Source organism: Pseudoalteromonas sp. 2CM28B, assembly GCF_023161935.1.
Genome location: NZ_JALNTH010000024.1, coordinates 22,042 through 37,848 on the forward strand (window position 1 = coordinate 22,042; position 15,807 = coordinate 37,848).

13 protein-coding genes and 3 pseudogenes are annotated in these 15,807 nt (G+C 43.3%); 13 read left to right on the plus strand and 3 right to left on the minus strand.

Annotated elements, in window-relative coordinates; translation table 11 throughout:
* The first annotated feature begins 25 nt into the window (after positions 1-25).
* The 7 genes and pseudogenes from MTN96_RS24285 to MTN96_RS37335 all read left to right on the plus strand — a co-directional run bounded on the left by MTN96_RS24285 (position 26) and on the right by MTN96_RS37335 (position 4,833).
* Positions 26-466, plus strand: coding sequence for a PaaI family thioesterase (locus MTN96_RS24285; protein ID WP_036984080.1), 441 nt, complete (start codon positions 26-28; stop codon positions 464-466).
* Between the two features lie 193 nt (positions 467-659).
* Positions 660-812, plus strand: a pseudogene (locus tag MTN96_RS37330) (alcohol dehydrogenase catalytic domain-containing protein); the annotation flags it as partial.
* 303 nt (positions 813-1,115) lie between these two features.
* Positions 1,116-2,312, plus strand: a complete 1,197-nt coding sequence (locus MTN96_RS24295; RefSeq protein ID WP_248532942.1) for a low temperature requirement protein A — start codon at positions 1,116-1,118, stop codon at positions 2,310-2,312.
* A gap of 284 nt (positions 2,313-2,596) precedes the next feature.
* Positions 2,597-3,800 (plus strand): annotated as a pseudogene (locus MTN96_RS24300) (IS3 family transposase).
* Between the two features lie 27 nt (positions 3,801-3,827).
* Positions 3,828-4,130 (plus strand): putative quinol monooxygenase, encoded by a 303-nt coding sequence (locus tag MTN96_RS24305; protein ID WP_248532944.1) that lies wholly within the window; start codon positions 3,828-3,830, stop codon positions 4,128-4,130.
* A 226-nt stretch (positions 4,131-4,356) separates the two neighbouring features.
* Positions 4,357-4,563 (plus strand): hypothetical protein, encoded by a 207-nt coding sequence (locus MTN96_RS24310; RefSeq protein ID WP_248532945.1) that lies wholly within the window; start codon positions 4,357-4,359, stop codon positions 4,561-4,563.
* 87 nt (positions 4,564-4,650) lie between these two features.
* Complete coding sequence (locus tag MTN96_RS37335) at positions 4,651-4,833, plus strand: integrase core domain-containing protein (RefSeq protein WP_374275881.1); 183 nt, start codon at positions 4,651-4,653, stop codon at positions 4,831-4,833.
* A 70-nt stretch (positions 4,834-4,903) separates the two neighbouring features.
* Here MTN96_RS37335 and MTN96_RS24315 read toward each other — a convergent pair.
* A pseudogene (locus MTN96_RS24315) lies at positions 4,904-5,086 on the minus strand (transcriptional regulator); the annotation flags it as partial.
* Between the two features lie 118 nt (positions 5,087-5,204).
* Between MTN96_RS24315 and MTN96_RS24320 the strand changes: the two are divergent.
* From MTN96_RS24320 to MTN96_RS24340, 5 genes are all read left to right on the plus strand, one after another.
* Positions 5,205-5,852 (plus strand): LexA family transcriptional regulator, encoded by a 648-nt coding sequence (locus tag MTN96_RS24320; RefSeq protein ID WP_214552514.1) that lies wholly within the window; start codon positions 5,205-5,207, stop codon positions 5,850-5,852.
* A gap of 255 nt (positions 5,853-6,107) precedes the next feature.
* Positions 6,108-7,697 carry a peptide chain release factor 3 gene (gene prfC / locus MTN96_RS24325; RefSeq protein WP_036981551.1) on the plus strand — a complete coding sequence of 530 codons (1,590 nt, stop codon included), beginning with the start codon at positions 6,108-6,110 and terminating at the stop codon, positions 7,695-7,697.
* A gap of 62 nt (positions 7,698-7,759) precedes the next feature.
* Entirely contained in the window at positions 7,760-9,502 is a 1,743-nt protein-coding gene (gene argS, locus MTN96_RS24330) for an arginine--tRNA ligase (RefSeq protein WP_248532947.1), read from the plus strand.
* A 449-nt stretch (positions 9,503-9,951) separates the two neighbouring features.
* Positions 9,952-10,590 (plus strand): pyridoxamine 5'-phosphate oxidase, encoded by a 639-nt coding sequence (gene pdxH / locus MTN96_RS24335; protein ID WP_024602100.1) that lies wholly within the window; start codon positions 9,952-9,954, stop codon positions 10,588-10,590.
* 12 nt (positions 10,591-10,602) lie between these two features.
* The gene (locus MTN96_RS24340; RefSeq protein WP_069440046.1) at positions 10,603-11,370 is read left to right on the plus strand and encodes a TatD family hydrolase; all 768 of its coding nucleotides are present in this window, start codon (positions 10,603-10,605) and stop codon (positions 11,368-11,370) included.
* Here MTN96_RS24340 and MTN96_RS24345 read toward each other — a convergent pair.
* On the minus strand, positions 11,337-11,957 hold the full coding sequence (locus MTN96_RS24345) for an AhpA/YtjB family protein (RefSeq protein WP_013465696.1): 621 nt from the start codon (positions 11,955-11,957) through the stop codon (positions 11,337-11,339). The genes MTN96_RS24340 and MTN96_RS24345 overlap by 34 nt on opposite strands.
* 142 nt (positions 11,958-12,099) lie before the next feature.
* On the opposite strand from MTN96_RS24345, the gene serB reads away from it, so the two are divergent.
* Complete coding sequence (gene serB / locus MTN96_RS24350) at positions 12,100-13,125, plus strand: phosphoserine phosphatase SerB (RefSeq protein ID WP_248532949.1); 1,026 nt, start codon at positions 12,100-12,102, stop codon at positions 13,123-13,125.
* Here serB and MTN96_RS24355 read toward each other — a convergent pair.
* Positions 13,122-15,602, minus strand: coding sequence for a PilZ domain-containing protein (locus tag MTN96_RS24355; protein ID WP_069440044.1), 2,481 nt, complete (start codon positions 15,600-15,602; stop codon positions 13,122-13,124). The two genes, serB and MTN96_RS24355, sit on opposite strands and share 4 nt — an antisense overlap.
* Between the last annotated feature and the right edge of the window lie 205 nt (positions 15,603-15,807).

Consider the following 15,807-nt stretch of genomic DNA (forward strand, 5'->3'; position numbering starts at 1 on the left):
GTGAATAAATATTTAAGGAGTCTCAATGACAGCTACAAAAGAAGAAGTTATCGCTTTCATGAAATCGGAGTTTCCACAAAGCAAATGCGTTGTGGAAGCAGTGGGCAACGGTGGAGCGACTGTATCTCATCATGTAGGTCAGGATGAATTACGTCCTGGCGGAACGGTTTCGGGGCCTGTTTTAATGAGTGTGGCTGATGTGGCACTTTATGTGGCGATACTTGGTAAAATTGGCATCGTGCCATTGGCAGTAACAACTAGCCTTAACATCAATTTCTTACGTAAGCCATCGGCAAATGAGCGAATCATTGCGGAATGTTCTCTGATAAAAGTCGGCCGTACTCTCGTGGTTGGGGAGGTTTCTCTGTACTCTGAAGGGGTGAGTGATTTAGTAGCACATGTTGTGGGTACATACTCTATACCGCCCTATACATCGGAACGAAGTGAGAATATTAAAAATAATTAACTCTCTGAAAGCTTGACTCCGCTTAAAAGATTATTGTTGAGGATGCATAAGAGCCCAAGAAAACTAATTCGAACTGTTCGTTTCCATGGATTAGGTGGTCCCGAGGTATTAACTATTGACTCGCTGGCGAGTCCAAGTTTGCAGGCCACTGATGTACGTATTGCGGTCAAAGTTGTTAGGCTCAATCGTGCTGATGCCATGTTTAGGCGAGGCCACTATAGAAAAGGCCGACTTCCCTTTACGAATCGGCTATGAAGCATCCGGGGTAGTCATTGAAGTCGGGGAAGAGGTAAATCATTTACGCCTTGGGGAAGAGGTTTGTATTGTCCCTCAGATGGGGCTTTCTCAGAATGGCTGCTACGCAGAAGAGATTGTCGTACCAAGTGAATATGTAGCACTCAAACCAGCAGGGCTAACCTTTGCTGAAGGCGCAGCAGCTTGGATGCAGTACCTGACAGTTTATGGCGCTTTTGGGGAGCATGAGTGCTGTCGGTCATTGTGCCGATATATTTTTTTATATCGAGCGGTTTCATAATCTAAGAATACGACGTAGAGTAGCGAATAAAGACAGGTAGTTTACAAACGTTTTAAACTGTCCGTAGAAACGGGGTAGAACCCCCGCCAGAACAATAAGACAAAGGGGGTGTGTATGGTAATTAACGAGCTTCTCTGGCGGCGACCGCGCCATCACATGGATGTCGATGAAACCCACGACCACGTGCACTGGGTGGAACTTTTCTTCGATTTGGTCCATGTAGTGACAATTTTCATTCTGGGGAATTACCTGTCCCATCATCTGGGGTGGCAAGGATTCTGGGTGTTTACGGGACTGTTCCTGGCGATTTTCTATGCCTGGGCAGACAGCTCGGTCTATAACTCACTGTATATCTCCACGGACATGCCGCATCGCGTGGTGATGGCACTTAAGATTGTCTCGATGATGACCATCGCGGCGGCGATTCCCGACGTGGGCGGTGAAGGCTGGACGTATTTCGCGCTGGGCTATGCGTTGAATCGGGCGCTGACGGCCTATCTTTACTGGCGGGCGCGCTGTACCGACAACGCGGCCAATAGGCTGGCGCAGGAACAGGGGCGGAATTTTTTCGTGTTGGCCGGAGTGTTCGCGCTGTCGGCTTTTTTGCCCACACCGGTCGCCTACTGGGTCTTTGCCGCCGGCGTGGCAGCAATCCAGCTGCAGTACATGCTGCCGCGCGTGGGCACGCTCCGCTTCGAACGCTTTGTGCCTCGGCTCGGACACATCTCGGAGCGCTTCGGCCTTCTGATGTTGATTTTGCTGGGTGAAGGCTTCTTTAAGCTGGTGGTCACGCTGGCCGACAAGGGCGTCTACAACGTCAGCGCGGGTACGCTGTTCAATGTGACCATGGGCGGCTTGTCCCTCTTCGCGCTGGCCTGGACTTATTTCGACTGCGCCGGCAATGAAAAACCGAAGAGCCGCGCCACTGCCGTGCTGCTGAGATACTGGTTTGCTCACATCGTGATTTTGTGGAGTGCGGTGACGATTGGCGTTGCGCTGGCCGGAGAAGTCTACGTCGGCCTGTGGGAGCCTTATCCGCCCGGCTACGCCGCGCTTGGCTCGATCGGCCTTGCGGTTTTTTTAGCTTCGCTATGGGCGCTGCGTCGAACCGTGGCTGATGCCACCGACAAATACCATAACGCCGGTCTGAGGCTGTTCGGCATTGTCATGGCGCTGGTTGTGCTAGCCGTTCATCCCCTCATACCGTCGATTGTCAGCAACGCCCTTTGGGGCCTGGCGCTGTTCTCGCAGATTGGTGTGCCGATTTTTCTGGCGCTAAGAGATGCGCGCCGGTCTGATAAAATGCTGTGATGGAACATGGCTACGCCCATGCAATTTGACAGATAGCCGTCAGGGATTTTATGCGCTCTTCTTATGCTCATTAAGCCGTAGAACCACATTCTTTTCGGAAGCATTCATCAAGCCGGCCTTTTTGTTTTCGTGATCAGTGATTGTCCGTCGGCGCTGTCCACGCCGGCGCTTCGTCCTCAGTTCGCCGTGCGTCCTCCCGCATGGCATGCCCCTTCTAAAATAGCTGAGCCAATAATGTTCCCCTTTTATGGTAAAAATGTAACTATGACCATAAGAAGTAAATCATGGGTAAAGGTATCCGATATTCGGACGAATTTAAACAAGAAGTAGTGAATCAAGTCGCAGTGCATGGCTACAGTGTGAATGATGTTGCTGAACGTCTAGGTATAAGCACTAAAACGCTGTATGGATGGCTTAAAAAATTTCAAAGCCAACAAAAGCGCGTGAAGAAGAACAAGACTTACGAGCTGAAAATGCCCGGCTGAAACGTGAGTTGAAACGTGTTGAACAAGAAAGGAACCTGTTAAAGGAAGCCGCGGTGTTCTTTGTCGGTGAGTCAAAGAACGGTACCGGTTCATAAAATCTTGTAGTTCACGTTATCCCGTGAGAGTTTTGTGCCGAACGTTAGACGTTCACCCTAGCGGTTATTATGATTGGCTGAAATCGCCAGTCAGCAAGCGAGAGCGTGAAGACCAAAAACTCGCGCAAAAAATTAAGCAGTTTTGGATAGAAAGCGGTGGCTTTCATGGTTACCGCAATATCTACATGGACTTTCGTGACTTCAACCAATATTGTGGCCGTGATCGGATCTTACGCTTAATGCAAAAAGAAGGCATTCGTGCGCAGCGGGGTTATAACACGCCCCGAGGCTACTACGGAGGTAAGACCGATATTGTTGCCGATAACGAGTTAAATCGCGCATTTAACGTCGAGCACCCTAATCAATGGTGGGTGACCGACATCACTTACATTAAAACACATGAAGGCTTTCTTTTTTTAGCCGTCGTCATGGATTTATTCGCACGTAATATCGTTGGTTGGTCGATGAACGAACGAATGCTCGAAGACTTGGCTATGTAAGCCATTGCAGCCGCTTATTGGTGACGAAAACCGCAGCAACAAGTCAGTTTGCACTCCGACCAGGGCTCTCAATATTCCAGTAGGCAGTTCAGAAAATTACTCGATGTATACAATATTAAAGCCAGTATGAGTCGACGTGGTAACTGTCATGATAATGCGGTTGCTGAGAGCTTCTTCAGCAATTTAAAGAAGGAAAAAATACGCCGTCGTATTTATCCAAACCGGGCTGAAGCCAAACAGGCAGTGTTTCATTATATTGAGATGGTTTACAATCCAACTCGGCGTCATACGAAAAATGACAGAGTATCGCCAAACAACTTTGAGCGTGAAGATTTTAAAAGGGTAGAAGGTGTCTGGAAAAATCAGGCATTACCAGCTAAGTTTACAAGAGAACGTCGCATATCGTGATGTCGTTTTAACAACAGGAGACATTCCATGGTCAAAGTAGCCTTGTTCGTTCGCCTTGAAGCGAAACCCGGAAAAGAGAAAGAGGTTGAGAGCTTCCTTATGAGTGGCCTTCCCATCGTCAATGAGGAGCCTGCCACCACTGCGTGGTTTGGCATTCGCCTTGGACCAAGCACTTTCGGAATCTTTGATGCTTTCCCGGATGAAGCGGGTCGCCAGGCCCATCTCTCCGGCAAGGTCGCAGCCGCGTTGATGGCAAAGGCAGGTGAGTTGTTATCTGAGCCCCCGTCCATCGAAAACGTTGATGTACTTGCGGCAAAGCTACCTGGCTAGCAAGCCTAACAATTCGTTCAAGCCGACGTCGGTTCGCGGCGCGGCTTAACTCAGGCGTTAGCGATACAAAAAGGAGAACTCATGAACACAAAACAAGTGTTCTGCTTAATCGGCTCAATCATACTTTTTATCGGAGTTTTTACACCGATAGTTAGTGTAACTACCCCGTATAATAATACAGCTCACTCGTAGAATTTCTTTTCAACTAAAACAAAGGAGTTTTACGATGAGCAAACGCATTCCAGAGCTGCTCCAAATGCACTGGAGTAAGTCCTGGTCAATGAACTTTATGAGCGACAGCTTGCACAACAAAGTCAGGTTCCGCACATTTAACGTTATTGACGACTTTAATCGCGAAGTTTTAGGTATCGATATAGCGACCAGCATGTCGTCGCTGCGCGTCATACGCTATCTTGACCAACTTGCTGAGTGACACGCTTACCCTGAGAAAATTCGAGTTGATAATGGCAGCGAATTCACCTCGGAAGTGTTTGTGAATTGGGCAAAAGCACATGACATTATGATTGATTACATCAAGCCCGGCTGCCCATATCAGAACGCATACATTGATCGGTTCAACCTAACTTATCGTGACGATGTACTCGACGGCTACATCTTCAACAACCTAAATGAAGTGAAGCAAATAGCCGAAGATTGGATTGAGTTATACATCAACGACTGCACGATTCACTCAATGATATGACGCTGTTTGAGTACCGAAATGCGGCATAAATATTCTACGAGATGACTGTGTTCTAAATGGGTATTTACATTACCTGTCCTTGCGTAGCTTGTTCGATGGGTAAAACGAATTCAGCGGGAACACGCCCTGATTTATTCAACTAAAACCAGACATTTTGCTGTTTTGAGTTGATGGCTAGTGCTAATGCTGATTGCCCGCCGAACAAGTCAATGGCACGGCGGAGATGTTTTTGTGTCGTGTTGAACACTTCCATACCGTCACCTGTTACAATAATAACTGTTACAAGATTGAGTATTACAGTTTAAACTGTAGATTGGTCAACAGTTAAAATTGTTGACCAATCTACAGTTTTATTTGTAGAATACGGGCTTATGAAAACTTTATCCGAACGACTAAACCATGCCTTGCAGCTTACTGGGGTGACTCAGTCTGAGTTGGCTCGTCGCATTGGTATCAAACAGCAGTCGATCAGCCAGATTTGCTCTGGTAAATCGGCTAGGTCGCGTTACACCATGCAGATCGCGGAGGCGCTTCGCGTGAATGCTCATTGGCTCGCCACAGGTGATGGCGAGATTGGCTTGGGGGTCGGTAATGTAGAAGTTGGGCCTGACATTAAGGGAAGAATTCCTCTCATTAACTGGGTTCAGGCCGGTGATTGGACTGAAATAGCGGAGGGATTTGCCCATGAAGATGCTGAAGAGTGGCGTGAAGTCACTGGAAAAGCACATGAGGGTTGTTTCGCACTTCGCGTAAAAGGCGACAGTATGGAAAGTCCAAGCGGGAAAAAATCCATACCTGAGGGGGCAGTGATCGTTGTTGATCCTGAGTTACTTTGCACTTCAGGTTCATTGGTTGTTGCGCGTTTGGATGATTCGAAAGAAGCAACCTTTAAGCAGTTGGTCATTGACGGTGAACAGAAGTACCTAAAACCTTTGAACCCTCAATACCCTGCAATACCGATCAACGGCAACTGCACTATCATTGGTGTAGTACGACAAGCTATCATCGATTTTTGGTAGCGAAGGAATTTGTGGTTTAGCCACAGTTGTTCATGAGCTGAAGAAGCAACGATTGCAAACAGCTACAACTGAGCATTGGCGCACGCTGAGAGTAAATGGTAACCGATTAGATAACCATTGATTGTTTATAAAGTCAAGATCAGCGAAAATAGTGGCCAATTACGATTAACACGACGGATTTGACAAGCGAAGAACTGAAAGAGAGTACTTCCAAAAGTGTGTACAAATCCGTGTACAAACTAAAAGAATTTATACATGGCAAACCAAGATTTTCTTAATGAAATCAATAAGCGAAGGACCTTTGCTATCATCTCGCACCCGGATGCTGGTAAAACAACCATCACCGAAAAAGTACTTTTGTTCGGACAGGCGATTCAAAAAGCCGGTACTGTAAAAGGCCGTGGCTCTAATCAGCATGCAAAGTCTGACTGGATGGAAATGGAAAAAGAGCGTGGTATATCGGTTACTACTTCTGTAATGCAGTTTCCATATAACAATGCGCTAGTTAATTTACTTGATACCCCTGGGCACGAGGACTTCTCTGAAGATACTTACCGTACATTGACCGCGGTAGACTCGTGTTTAATGGTTATTGATGCCGCCAAAGGTGTAGAAGACCGTACCCGTAAACTAATGGAAGTTACCCGTCTACGAACCACGCCTATTGTTACCTTTATGAATAAGTGTGACCGTGATATTCGTGACCCAATGGAGCTACTAGATGAAGTAGAAACAGAGCTAAATATTGCTTGTGCGCCTATTACGTGGCCAATTGGTTGTGGTAAAGAGTTTAAAGGTGTTTATCACATTCATAATGACGAGGCGATTTTATACAAAACAGGCCAAGGTCATACTATTCAAGAAGTACGTACAGTTAAAGGCCTTGACAACCCAGAGCTTGATACTGCCATTGGTGAAGAGCTCGCTGAACAATTACGTGAAGAACTGGAGCTAGTAATAGGTGCCTCTAACGAGTTTGATCTTGAGCTGTTTTTAGCGGGTGAGTTATCGCCTGTGTACTTTGGCACAGCCCTTGGTAACTTTGGTGTAGACCATGTACTTGATGGTTTAACGCAGTGGGCACCAACACCATTGCCGCGCGAAACAGATGATCGCCAAGTTGTTGCAACAGAAGAAAATTTTACCGGCTTTGTGTTTAAAATTCAGGCCAATATGGACCCTAAACACCGCGACCGTATTGCCTTCATGCGTATCGTATCAGGTAAATACAGCCAAGGCATGAAAATGAACCATGTGCGTATAGGTAAACAAATAAGTATTTCTGATGCGGTAACCTTTATGGCGGGCGATCGTGAGCGCGCAGCTGATGCATACGCGGGCGACATTATTGGTTTACACAACCACGGCACAATCCAAATTGGTGATACCTTTACGCAAGGCGAAAAGCTAAAATTTAGTGGTATTCCTAACTTTGCCCCTGAGCTATTTCGTCGTATTCGTCTGCGCGATCCATTAAAACAAAAACAGCTATTAAAAGGACTGGTACAGCTATCTGAAGAGGGTGCAGTTCAGGTATTTAGACCACTTATTAATAACGATTTGATAGTGGGTGCGGTAGGTGTGCTTCAGTTTGACGTGGTTGTAGCGCGTTTAAAAGCAGAGTACAACGTAGATGCAATTTATGAAGGCGTAAACGTAAATACTGCGCGTTGGGTACACTGTGATGATGTTAAAAAGTTTGAAGAGTTTAAACGCAAGTGCGAAAGCAACCTAGCACTCGATGGTGGCGATAACCTAACTTACATAGCGCCGAGCCGTGTAAACCTTAATCTATCGGTAGAACGTTACCCAGACGTAACATTTAGCCATACGCGCGAAAACTAGAATTGACTGACTAAAGTTAACTGAAAGCCTGCTTTAGCGGGCTTACAAAGGTAAATAATATAATGAACATTCGTACTATCTTAGTAGAAAAAGCCATTGCCGCTATGATTGCAGCAGGCTTGCCTGAAGACACAAACCCAGCAGTTACACAAAGCACACGTCCACAATTTGGTGATTATCAAATTAATGGTGCAATGGGCGCCGCTAAAAAAATGAAAAGCAACCCACGCGAGCTTGCACAAAAAATTATTGATAATCTAGATGTAACTGACATTGCAGAAAAAACAGAAATTGCCGGCCCAGGTTTTATTAATATTCATTTAAAGCCTGAGTTTTTGGCCAACAGTGTAAAAGCAGCAAATAGCGATGCAAAACTGTCTGTAAACGAGCACACTGAACCGCAAACTGTTGTGGTAGATTATTCATCGCCTAACCTTGCAAAAGAAATGCACGTAGGCCATTTGCGTTCAACCATTATCGGTGATGCCATTGTACGTGCGCTTGAATTTAGAGGCGATAAAGTCATTCGCCAAAACCACATGGGCGATTGGGGCACACAGTTTGGTATGCTAATTGCGCATTTAGAAGATCAAATTAGCCAAGGCGTAGACTTAGAGTCGGTAGCGCTTGCTGATTTAGAAATCTTCTACCGTGATGCGAAAAAGCGCTTTGATGATGAAGAAGGCTTTGCTGATAAAGCCCGTGATTACGTTGTTAAATTACAAGGTGGCGATGCACACTGTGAAAAACTGTGGAAGTTATTCATCGCCACGTCTGTAAAGCACTCTGAAGAAGTTTACAAGCGTCTAAACGTAACACTTACGCAAGACGATATTATGGCAGAAAGTGCTTACAACAGTGAGCTTAACGATATTATTAGCTTATTAAAAGATAAAAACATAGCTGTAGAGTCGCAAGGCGCACAAGTCGTATTTTTAGATGAACTTGCCAATAAAGATGGTGAGCCATCGGCGTTTATCGTGCAAAAATCAGGTGGCGGGTTTTTATATGCAACTACCGACTTAGCAGCGTGTGATTACCGTTCCAACAAACTAGGCGCAGATCGTATTTTAATATTTGTTGATGCACGCCAGAGTCTTCACTTTAATCAAGTAGAGCTAACTGCGCGTAAAGCCGGTTTATTACGTGATGAAACAAGCTATGAGTTTTGTCCATTTGGCACCATGATGGGCGCTGATGGTAAACCATTTAAAACTCGTACAGGTGGTACAGTAAAACTTGCTGATTTACTTGAAGAGTCGATTAGCCGTGCAGCAACAAAACTTGCAGAGCGTGAATCTGACTTATCAGAACATGAGCGCAGTGAAATTGCGCGTAAAGTAGGTATTGGCGCAGTTAAATATGCTGACCTTTCTAAGCATCGTACCAGCGATTACATCTTCAACTGGGACAGCATGCTAAGCTTTGAAGGCGCAACAGCCCCTTACTTACAATATGCTTATACGCGTGTTCGCAGTATTTTCCGTAAATCTGGCGTTGATGCTGTAAGCTTAAAAGCCGATGTAAGTATTATTGAGCCGCAAGAGAAAACCCTCGCGCTTAAATTATTACAGTTAGAAGAAGTCCTTGATCTGATGATCAATGAAGCCACACCGCACGTATTATGTGGTTACTTATACGAATTAGCTAGTTTATACATGACATTCTATGAAGCTTGCCCAGTACTTAAAGAAGGGGTAGAGCCAAGCGTACGTGATAGCCGTTTAGTGCTGTGTAATTTAGTGGCAGATACGCTAAAAACAGGATTGGATCTGTTAGGCATTGAAGTCATGGAGCAAATGTAATCACCGTCGTATTTTAACCTAATACAGCGTTATCCACCCCGACTTACCCTAATCACATACAAATCGTATGCTCATAGGGATAAGTAGGGGTGAATGCCTTGTCTTAGGCTAAACTACATAGGTGAACGTCTGCTTCGTGTAGTTCGCTTTAGCTGCGTTGGTAAAACTATTTAGCCTAAGTCACATACAAGCCGTATGCTCCTTGACATAAATAGTTTTACCGCCTTGCTAGCACTCCTACACTTGCAGATGATTTTAGGCTTTACTTGACGAACTTTTGTATATTAATCAATTTTGTAGCTGATAGCACCGTAGGTTGGGTTGAGTGAAACGAAACCCAACACTAAACTAACATTAAACAAAACATTTTTATTTTTGCTCTTATAACGATTAACAGCCTGACCTTAACTTACCCACATACGCTTTAATAAACAGAGAAGGATTTGTTTATGAAACTCGAAGACATCCGCCGTGAATACCTGCAAGATGCGCTCAGTGAAGACAACTTGCTTGATGATCCGTTTAAGCAGTTTGAAACCTGGCTTGAGCATGCTGTTGCCAGTAATTTACCCGACCCTACAGCAATGGTGGTCGCTACGGTTGATGACACTGGTCAGCCCTCACAGCGTATTGTGCTGCTAAAGCATTTAGATGATAACGGTTTTGTGTTTTTTACTAATACCGGTTCACGAAAAGCACAAGAGCTTAAAGGCAATAATAAAATTTCCTTGCACTTTCCATGGCACCACATGGAGCGCCAAGTGATTGTGTATGGTGAGGCGCAGCCGCTTCCAACGTCAGCCGTGGCTAAGTACTTTTTATCACGTCCAAAAGAAAGTCAATTAGCCGCTTGGGCGTCGCAACAAAGCCGCCCGGTGTCGTCGCGCAAAGTGTTAATGGAAACCTTTGCCAATATGAAAAACAAGTTTGCCAAAGGTGAAATACCACTCCCTGATTTTTGGGGCGGATATTGTGTTGTGCCGCAAAAAATCGAGTTTTGGCAAGGCGGAGCGCACCGTCTACATGATCGCTTTATGTATCAGCGTCAGGCCGATAATAGCTGGCAAATAACGCGCTTAAATCCGTAGTGGGCTAGTTTTTTGAAGTTTATAGACTCGCATTGCCATCTTGATTTTAGTGAGTTTGACGCAAACCGCGAAGCACTTATTAATGCTTGTGTAGCAAAGGGCGTTAGCCAATTTATTGTGCCAGGTATTAGCTTGGCGCAATCTCAAAACCTACTAGGGTTTAAAGCAACCTACCCACAAGTCAGCATAGCGGCAGGGCTGCATCCTTATTTTTTAGAGCAACACCAACAATCACATTTAGAGTCATTATTTAATTTTGCTAAAGCAAATAAAGCGCAGTTGGTGGCTATTGGTGAGTGCGGTCTCGATCGCAGTATCGAAAATCTTGAAAAACAAACCTTTTTGTTTGAGCAGCAAACAGCGCTTGCTAATGAGCTTGATTTACCGCTAATTGTTCATCACAGGCAAAGCCATGATTTAATTGCGCAGTCGTTTAAGCGTTGTAGGCCAAAAAACGGCGGTGTGATCCATGCTTTTTCAGGCTCAATTCAACAAGCGCACTATTATATAAAGCAGGGTTTTAAACTTGGAGTCGGTGGGGTTATAACTTACGAGCGTGCAGCTAAAACACGTGCAGTTATAGCAAAGCTTGAGCCGCAGCATTTGGTGCTTGAAACTGACTCACCTTCAATGCCGCTAAGTGGCTATCAAGGGGAGGTAAATACCCCACTGCATATTCCTAACGTATTTGATGCGCTTTATGGTTTAAAACCAAATAGCGATAAATTTCAATTAGCTGAGCAGCTTTATGATTCATGCTCAGACGTTTTTTGTATATAACGATTTACTTGCCAGCGCTTTAATCCTCGGCCTAATTGCCAAGTAAAAATACAGGCAATCACTAACATAAGTAGCACTTGGCGACCTAAATCATGAAAGTGATTATGGCTAGCCGATACCGCAGCACGGGTTAAATAGGTAATAGATACAAAGCCAATCGGGCGGTTGTCGTCTGAAATAACTTGCTCAACAAAAGGCGTTTTTAACTTACTAATACCCGGTGATGAGTCAGGTAATAAGCCATACACATGATGCGATTGCCAATTATCGCTGCTCGCAAGTACCACACCTTGTTTGTCATAAATAGTGGCCGAGAGTACAAATTCATCTTTACTGATATTGTTGCATAAGGTGGTCAGTTGCTGCTTGTTTTTTTCTATCAGCGGATTTTTAGCATTCAGTGCCATAAACTGAGTGAGAGATTTAGCTGCGCTATTGGCATTATCGTAAAGCAGTTGATGACTTTGAAAGCTACTATTTATACCCACCCAGCTTAATAATACAAAGCAGCCAGCGGCCAATAGCAAACGGACTAAACGCTTTTTTTGCGAGGCTGTAAGTGGATTTTTAAGATGGTTATTTTTCATAGTCACCGTATATGCTGCTGACAGCATTTTGATTTGATGTTACAACTACACTATAACCTTAAATCCACCCTGATGGCGAATTTTGTATCTTATATCCTTATCATCAATGCGCTAAATGTCAGGAAATATAAACGGAGATCCCATGTCGAACGCGAACATGGCACAGCACAGCGCTGAGCAACCATTATCACAACTTACCCTAAATAAATGGTTCAGCTATCAAAAGGGCGTATTTGCACCACTAAATACAACACCAAACAGAAACCAAGGGTTATTTAGTATTGCATTTGGCGGTGATTTTAATATTCAGCATATTAATAGCATGATTGAGTTCTTTGCGGCTCACCAGCAAAAAGTAACGGCTATTTGTCAATATCAGCCAGATTTAGGGTTATCTCCGGCATTATGTTTTTATATAGAGAATACAGAGCAGGCAATAAACCCACTTGAACTTCAAGCTTTTGCAAATACCTTGACGTGTCAGTTAGTGCAAGTAACCAATCCCCCTAATTTAAAAAAACCAGGATTATTGGTAATGGATATGGATTCAACAGCCATTACTTTTGAGTGTATTGATGAAATTGCGCGTTTAGCTAATGTATATGACGAGGTTGCCAGCGTGACTGCGCAGGCAATGGCAGGTAAGCTTGATTTTAGTGAGAGTTTAAACCAACGCGTTGCCAAGCTTGAAGGCATTGAAAAGAGCTTAATTGATGATCTTAAAAGTGCACTGCCTTTAATGCCGGGTATTAAAGCGTTGTGTCAAATTTTAAAGCGCCACCAATGGTATTTAGCCATTGCATCAGGCGGGTTTGTGCCGTTTGCAGAGCGTGTACAAGAGTTAATTAATTTAGATGAAGTGCATGCCAATGTATTAGAATTTAAAGACGATAAACTAACAGGTAAAGTGTTAGGTGGTATTGTTGATGCTGAGCAAAAAGCGGTTATTTTAGAATCGCTTCAACGAAAACTAGGCCTTGAAAAAACGCAAACAGTTGCCATTGGTGATGGCGCAAATGATTTAAAAATGATGGCTCAAGCAGGATTAGGCGTTGCTGTGCATGGCAAACCTAAAGTAGTTGAACAAGCCCAAGCGGCTATTTGCCAAGGCTCGTTATTACAATTGCTGTATATGTTGGCGGTTCCGCTAAATCCATCTCAGGGTTAACGTAAACGGTTTAACCAAATTAGTTTTCGCCTAGACATTTGCTCAACCTGTTGTTGGTTGAGCGATAAATGTACAAGGGCTTCGTCACTTACATCAATAATATCGCCAACTCCCGATACTGACCACAAGGCATCCTCTAAGTCTTTAGCCTTGTGAATTGCGTATTGGCTAACGTATTTTAGCTCACTTGCTAAGTAGTCAGTATCGAGTCGACCAGTACGTGAAATATATAAACGCATTATAAAAACCAGCTCAGACTTTAGCCCTTTACTTACTTGCTGTTTAAACTCGCTGCAGTCGGTGCCTAAAATACACTGACTGGTAATTGCATCGGCTATATTTTCTTTTTTAGGATCGAAGTTAATCACCAAACTAAATTCTAATGGCGAGTCTTGGCGAGAGCGCTCTTTAATATTCGGGGTGATCACATCAGCAATGTGCGCTTTAGTAATAATATTTGATAAGTCTGTTTTAGTATTTAGCAGCGAAAAATTTTGTAAAATAACATGCAGAGGGCTTGGATATAAACCAAGTCCCATGGCGCCAATTTCAAAGTGAGCCATTGATTTATGTAAATATATTGGGAACTGGCAAAGTGTTTTGGTTACCATATTTCTAAGTGCAGTAGAAAGCCCTGGTACTTTAGGTGACTCTTCTGCTATTTTTAATTTTTGTTTATTGCTGTCAATTAAAAGAGTAAAAAAATCGACCCCAGTATGAGGCGACTTTTTCTCTACATGTGCTTTTAAATTAATCGTGGTTAACGATTTACTCACCGCCATTACTTCATATTGAATAAGACTTAATGAATAACTTTTGGTGATTTTTTGTAAATCAGGGAATGACAGCGACACGATATCGCCTTTTTTAAAGTTTACTTCTTGATTACACTCTAGTTGCAAACCAAAGACTGAAAAGTCCCGAGTGTGGCCATGCAGCACTGAGTCGCGGGTGTTAATAACGACGCTGGTTTTATAAAGGTAACGCTTATTAGAACGAAGGTTCACGTACTCTAACGGCACGGTATTTAGCTCCGGCGGTGATGCATGCTTACTGTGGCCAAACAATTTCAATTTATTGGCCAAGGCTTTATCAAATTCATACTGTTGATAATGCTGTTGTTCATGCTTATTACCTACTTGAGTAAGTAGCATTAAATATTTTACGTCTTTTATGGCGCCTTCAACACGTGGTGAAGGCGGTTTATTAAGTTTCTCAATATCTTTACCCAAAGAGTTAGGTAAAGATAAAGGAATATAAGCATCTTCAGTATGGCTTGGCATCAATTGTAATTTAAAGCAGCGCCAACTGTCTCTTCGGCTACCAAAACCAAAAAATAACGCTTTTAATTGTGTATGTTGCTCAAGCTCTGAACGAGTGGCTGAATAGTAGTAAATTTTTCCTGCAGAGACATGGGTAAAGGTATATAAATATTCCTCTTTTACAGCCACAGGTTTTAGTGCCAAGTTACGAATACGCTCATGGTTTAACACACTGTATAGGCAGGATATTTTGCGCTCATCGGTAAAGTAACGTTGAATAAACAGGCTGTTTTCAGTAGTTAAATTTAAGCTTGGATAATAAACACCGTTTTTTTGACTTATAAAAACGTATAGCGAATTGACCCTAGGAATGTAATATTGCTCGTAGCCTTTAGAAATAACTGCATCGAGGGTGTTATCTAAGTTCACTTTGTAGCGGCGTTTATTGCCGTGGATAAAGCTTTCTAAAAAATGGTCAAACGCGGTGTTGTTTTCTTTAAATGTGCGTTTTAAGCGAATATGATTAAATTCATCCGAGGTATTTTCTATCGCAACCACTTCGTATTCAATCCCATTTTTTAACCCAAGCTCAAAATCTTGTTCAAGGCCAACTAAGTGCATAACAATAAGCTGACCTTTTTTTAAATTATAGCGGGATGCCAACTTAATTTTACAGCCACTGAGTGAAATATCAGAAGTACTTGCTTCAATTTTTGTTTGCTCATCGTACTCAATAGTAATTTTAATTGAGTAATTCATTCGCTCTTCGCTACGACTTTCATAAGCCGCAAATTTAATAACGTTGGTGGTCAGTTCGTGTTGTGGTTCAATTATTTTAGGCGGGGTGGTCGTTGATTTTTGCTGTAAAACACGAAAATTATTTTCGGTGTTCATCACCGCTTCGTACACGGCAAGGGTGTAGCCTTTATGTTGTTTTATTGCCGCTTCGAATACTTCAATGGCGGTGTCATCCATAAAGTGTTGTTTACCGTTATGCTCATATGGTTTTACTTGACCGGTAACTAAACCACGTAGATCAATAAAGCGGTCTATCGGCTGAGATAAACGCGACATTTCCATTTTTATTAAAAACTGCTCGGGTTTGCTTAACTCGGCGGTTTTTGACTTGAAAATGAGATCAAACTTAGCATTTCCCAAATACTGTTTTAATTCATTTACAAGCGCTTCATGCTTGAGCAATACGTCTTCAGCCATTTATAAATCATCACCGTCTAATTTAAAAGTAGGTATACTGTTGCAATCATTTATTAGAGAATTAAATGAATCTAATATCGAAAAGTAGTTAAATGCGACCACGATATTATGCGTAACTATACTTTGTGTTTATTGTTATTCGTTATGAGCCAATTAGTTGGCACGTTTTTATTAGTACTTTAAAGCAAGAAGCATGCCCTAAAGC

Coding starts and splice junctions, on each gene's coding strand:
- MTN96_RS24285 (WP_036984080.1), top strand. CDS start 26: ATGACAGCTACAAAAGAAGAAGTTATCGCTTTCATGAAATCGGAGTTT.
- MTN96_RS24295 (WP_248532942.1), top strand. CDS start 1,116: ATGGTAATTAACGAGCTTCTCTGGCGGCGACCGCGCCATCACATGGAT.
- MTN96_RS24305 (WP_248532944.1), top strand. CDS start 3,828: ATGGTCAAAGTAGCCTTGTTCGTTCGCCTTGAAGCGAAACCCGGAAAA.
- MTN96_RS24310 (WP_248532945.1), top strand. CDS start 4,357: ATGAGCAAACGCATTCCAGAGCTGCTCCAAATGCACTGGAGTAAGTCC.
- MTN96_RS37335 (WP_374275881.1), top strand. CDS start 4,651: ATGATTGATTACATCAAGCCCGGCTGCCCATATCAGAACGCATACATT.
- MTN96_RS24320 (WP_214552514.1), top strand. CDS start 5,205: ATGAAAACTTTATCCGAACGACTAAACCATGCCTTGCAGCTTACTGGG.
- prfC (WP_036981551.1), top strand. CDS start 6,108: ATGGCAAACCAAGATTTTCTTAATGAAATCAATAAGCGAAGGACCTTT.
- argS (WP_248532947.1), top strand. CDS start 7,760: ATGAACATTCGTACTATCTTAGTAGAAAAAGCCATTGCCGCTATGATT.
- pdxH (WP_024602100.1), top strand. CDS start 9,952: ATGAAACTCGAAGACATCCGCCGTGAATACCTGCAAGATGCGCTCAGT.
- MTN96_RS24345 (WP_013465696.1), bottom strand. CDS start 11,957: ATGAAAAATAACCATCTTAAAAATCCACTTACAGCCTCGCAAAAAAAG.
- serB (WP_248532949.1), top strand. CDS start 12,100: ATGTCGAACGCGAACATGGCACAGCACAGCGCTGAGCAACCATTATCA.
- MTN96_RS24355 (WP_069440044.1), bottom strand. CDS start 15,602: ATGGCTGAAGACGTATTGCTCAAGCATGAAGCGCTTGTAAATGAATTA.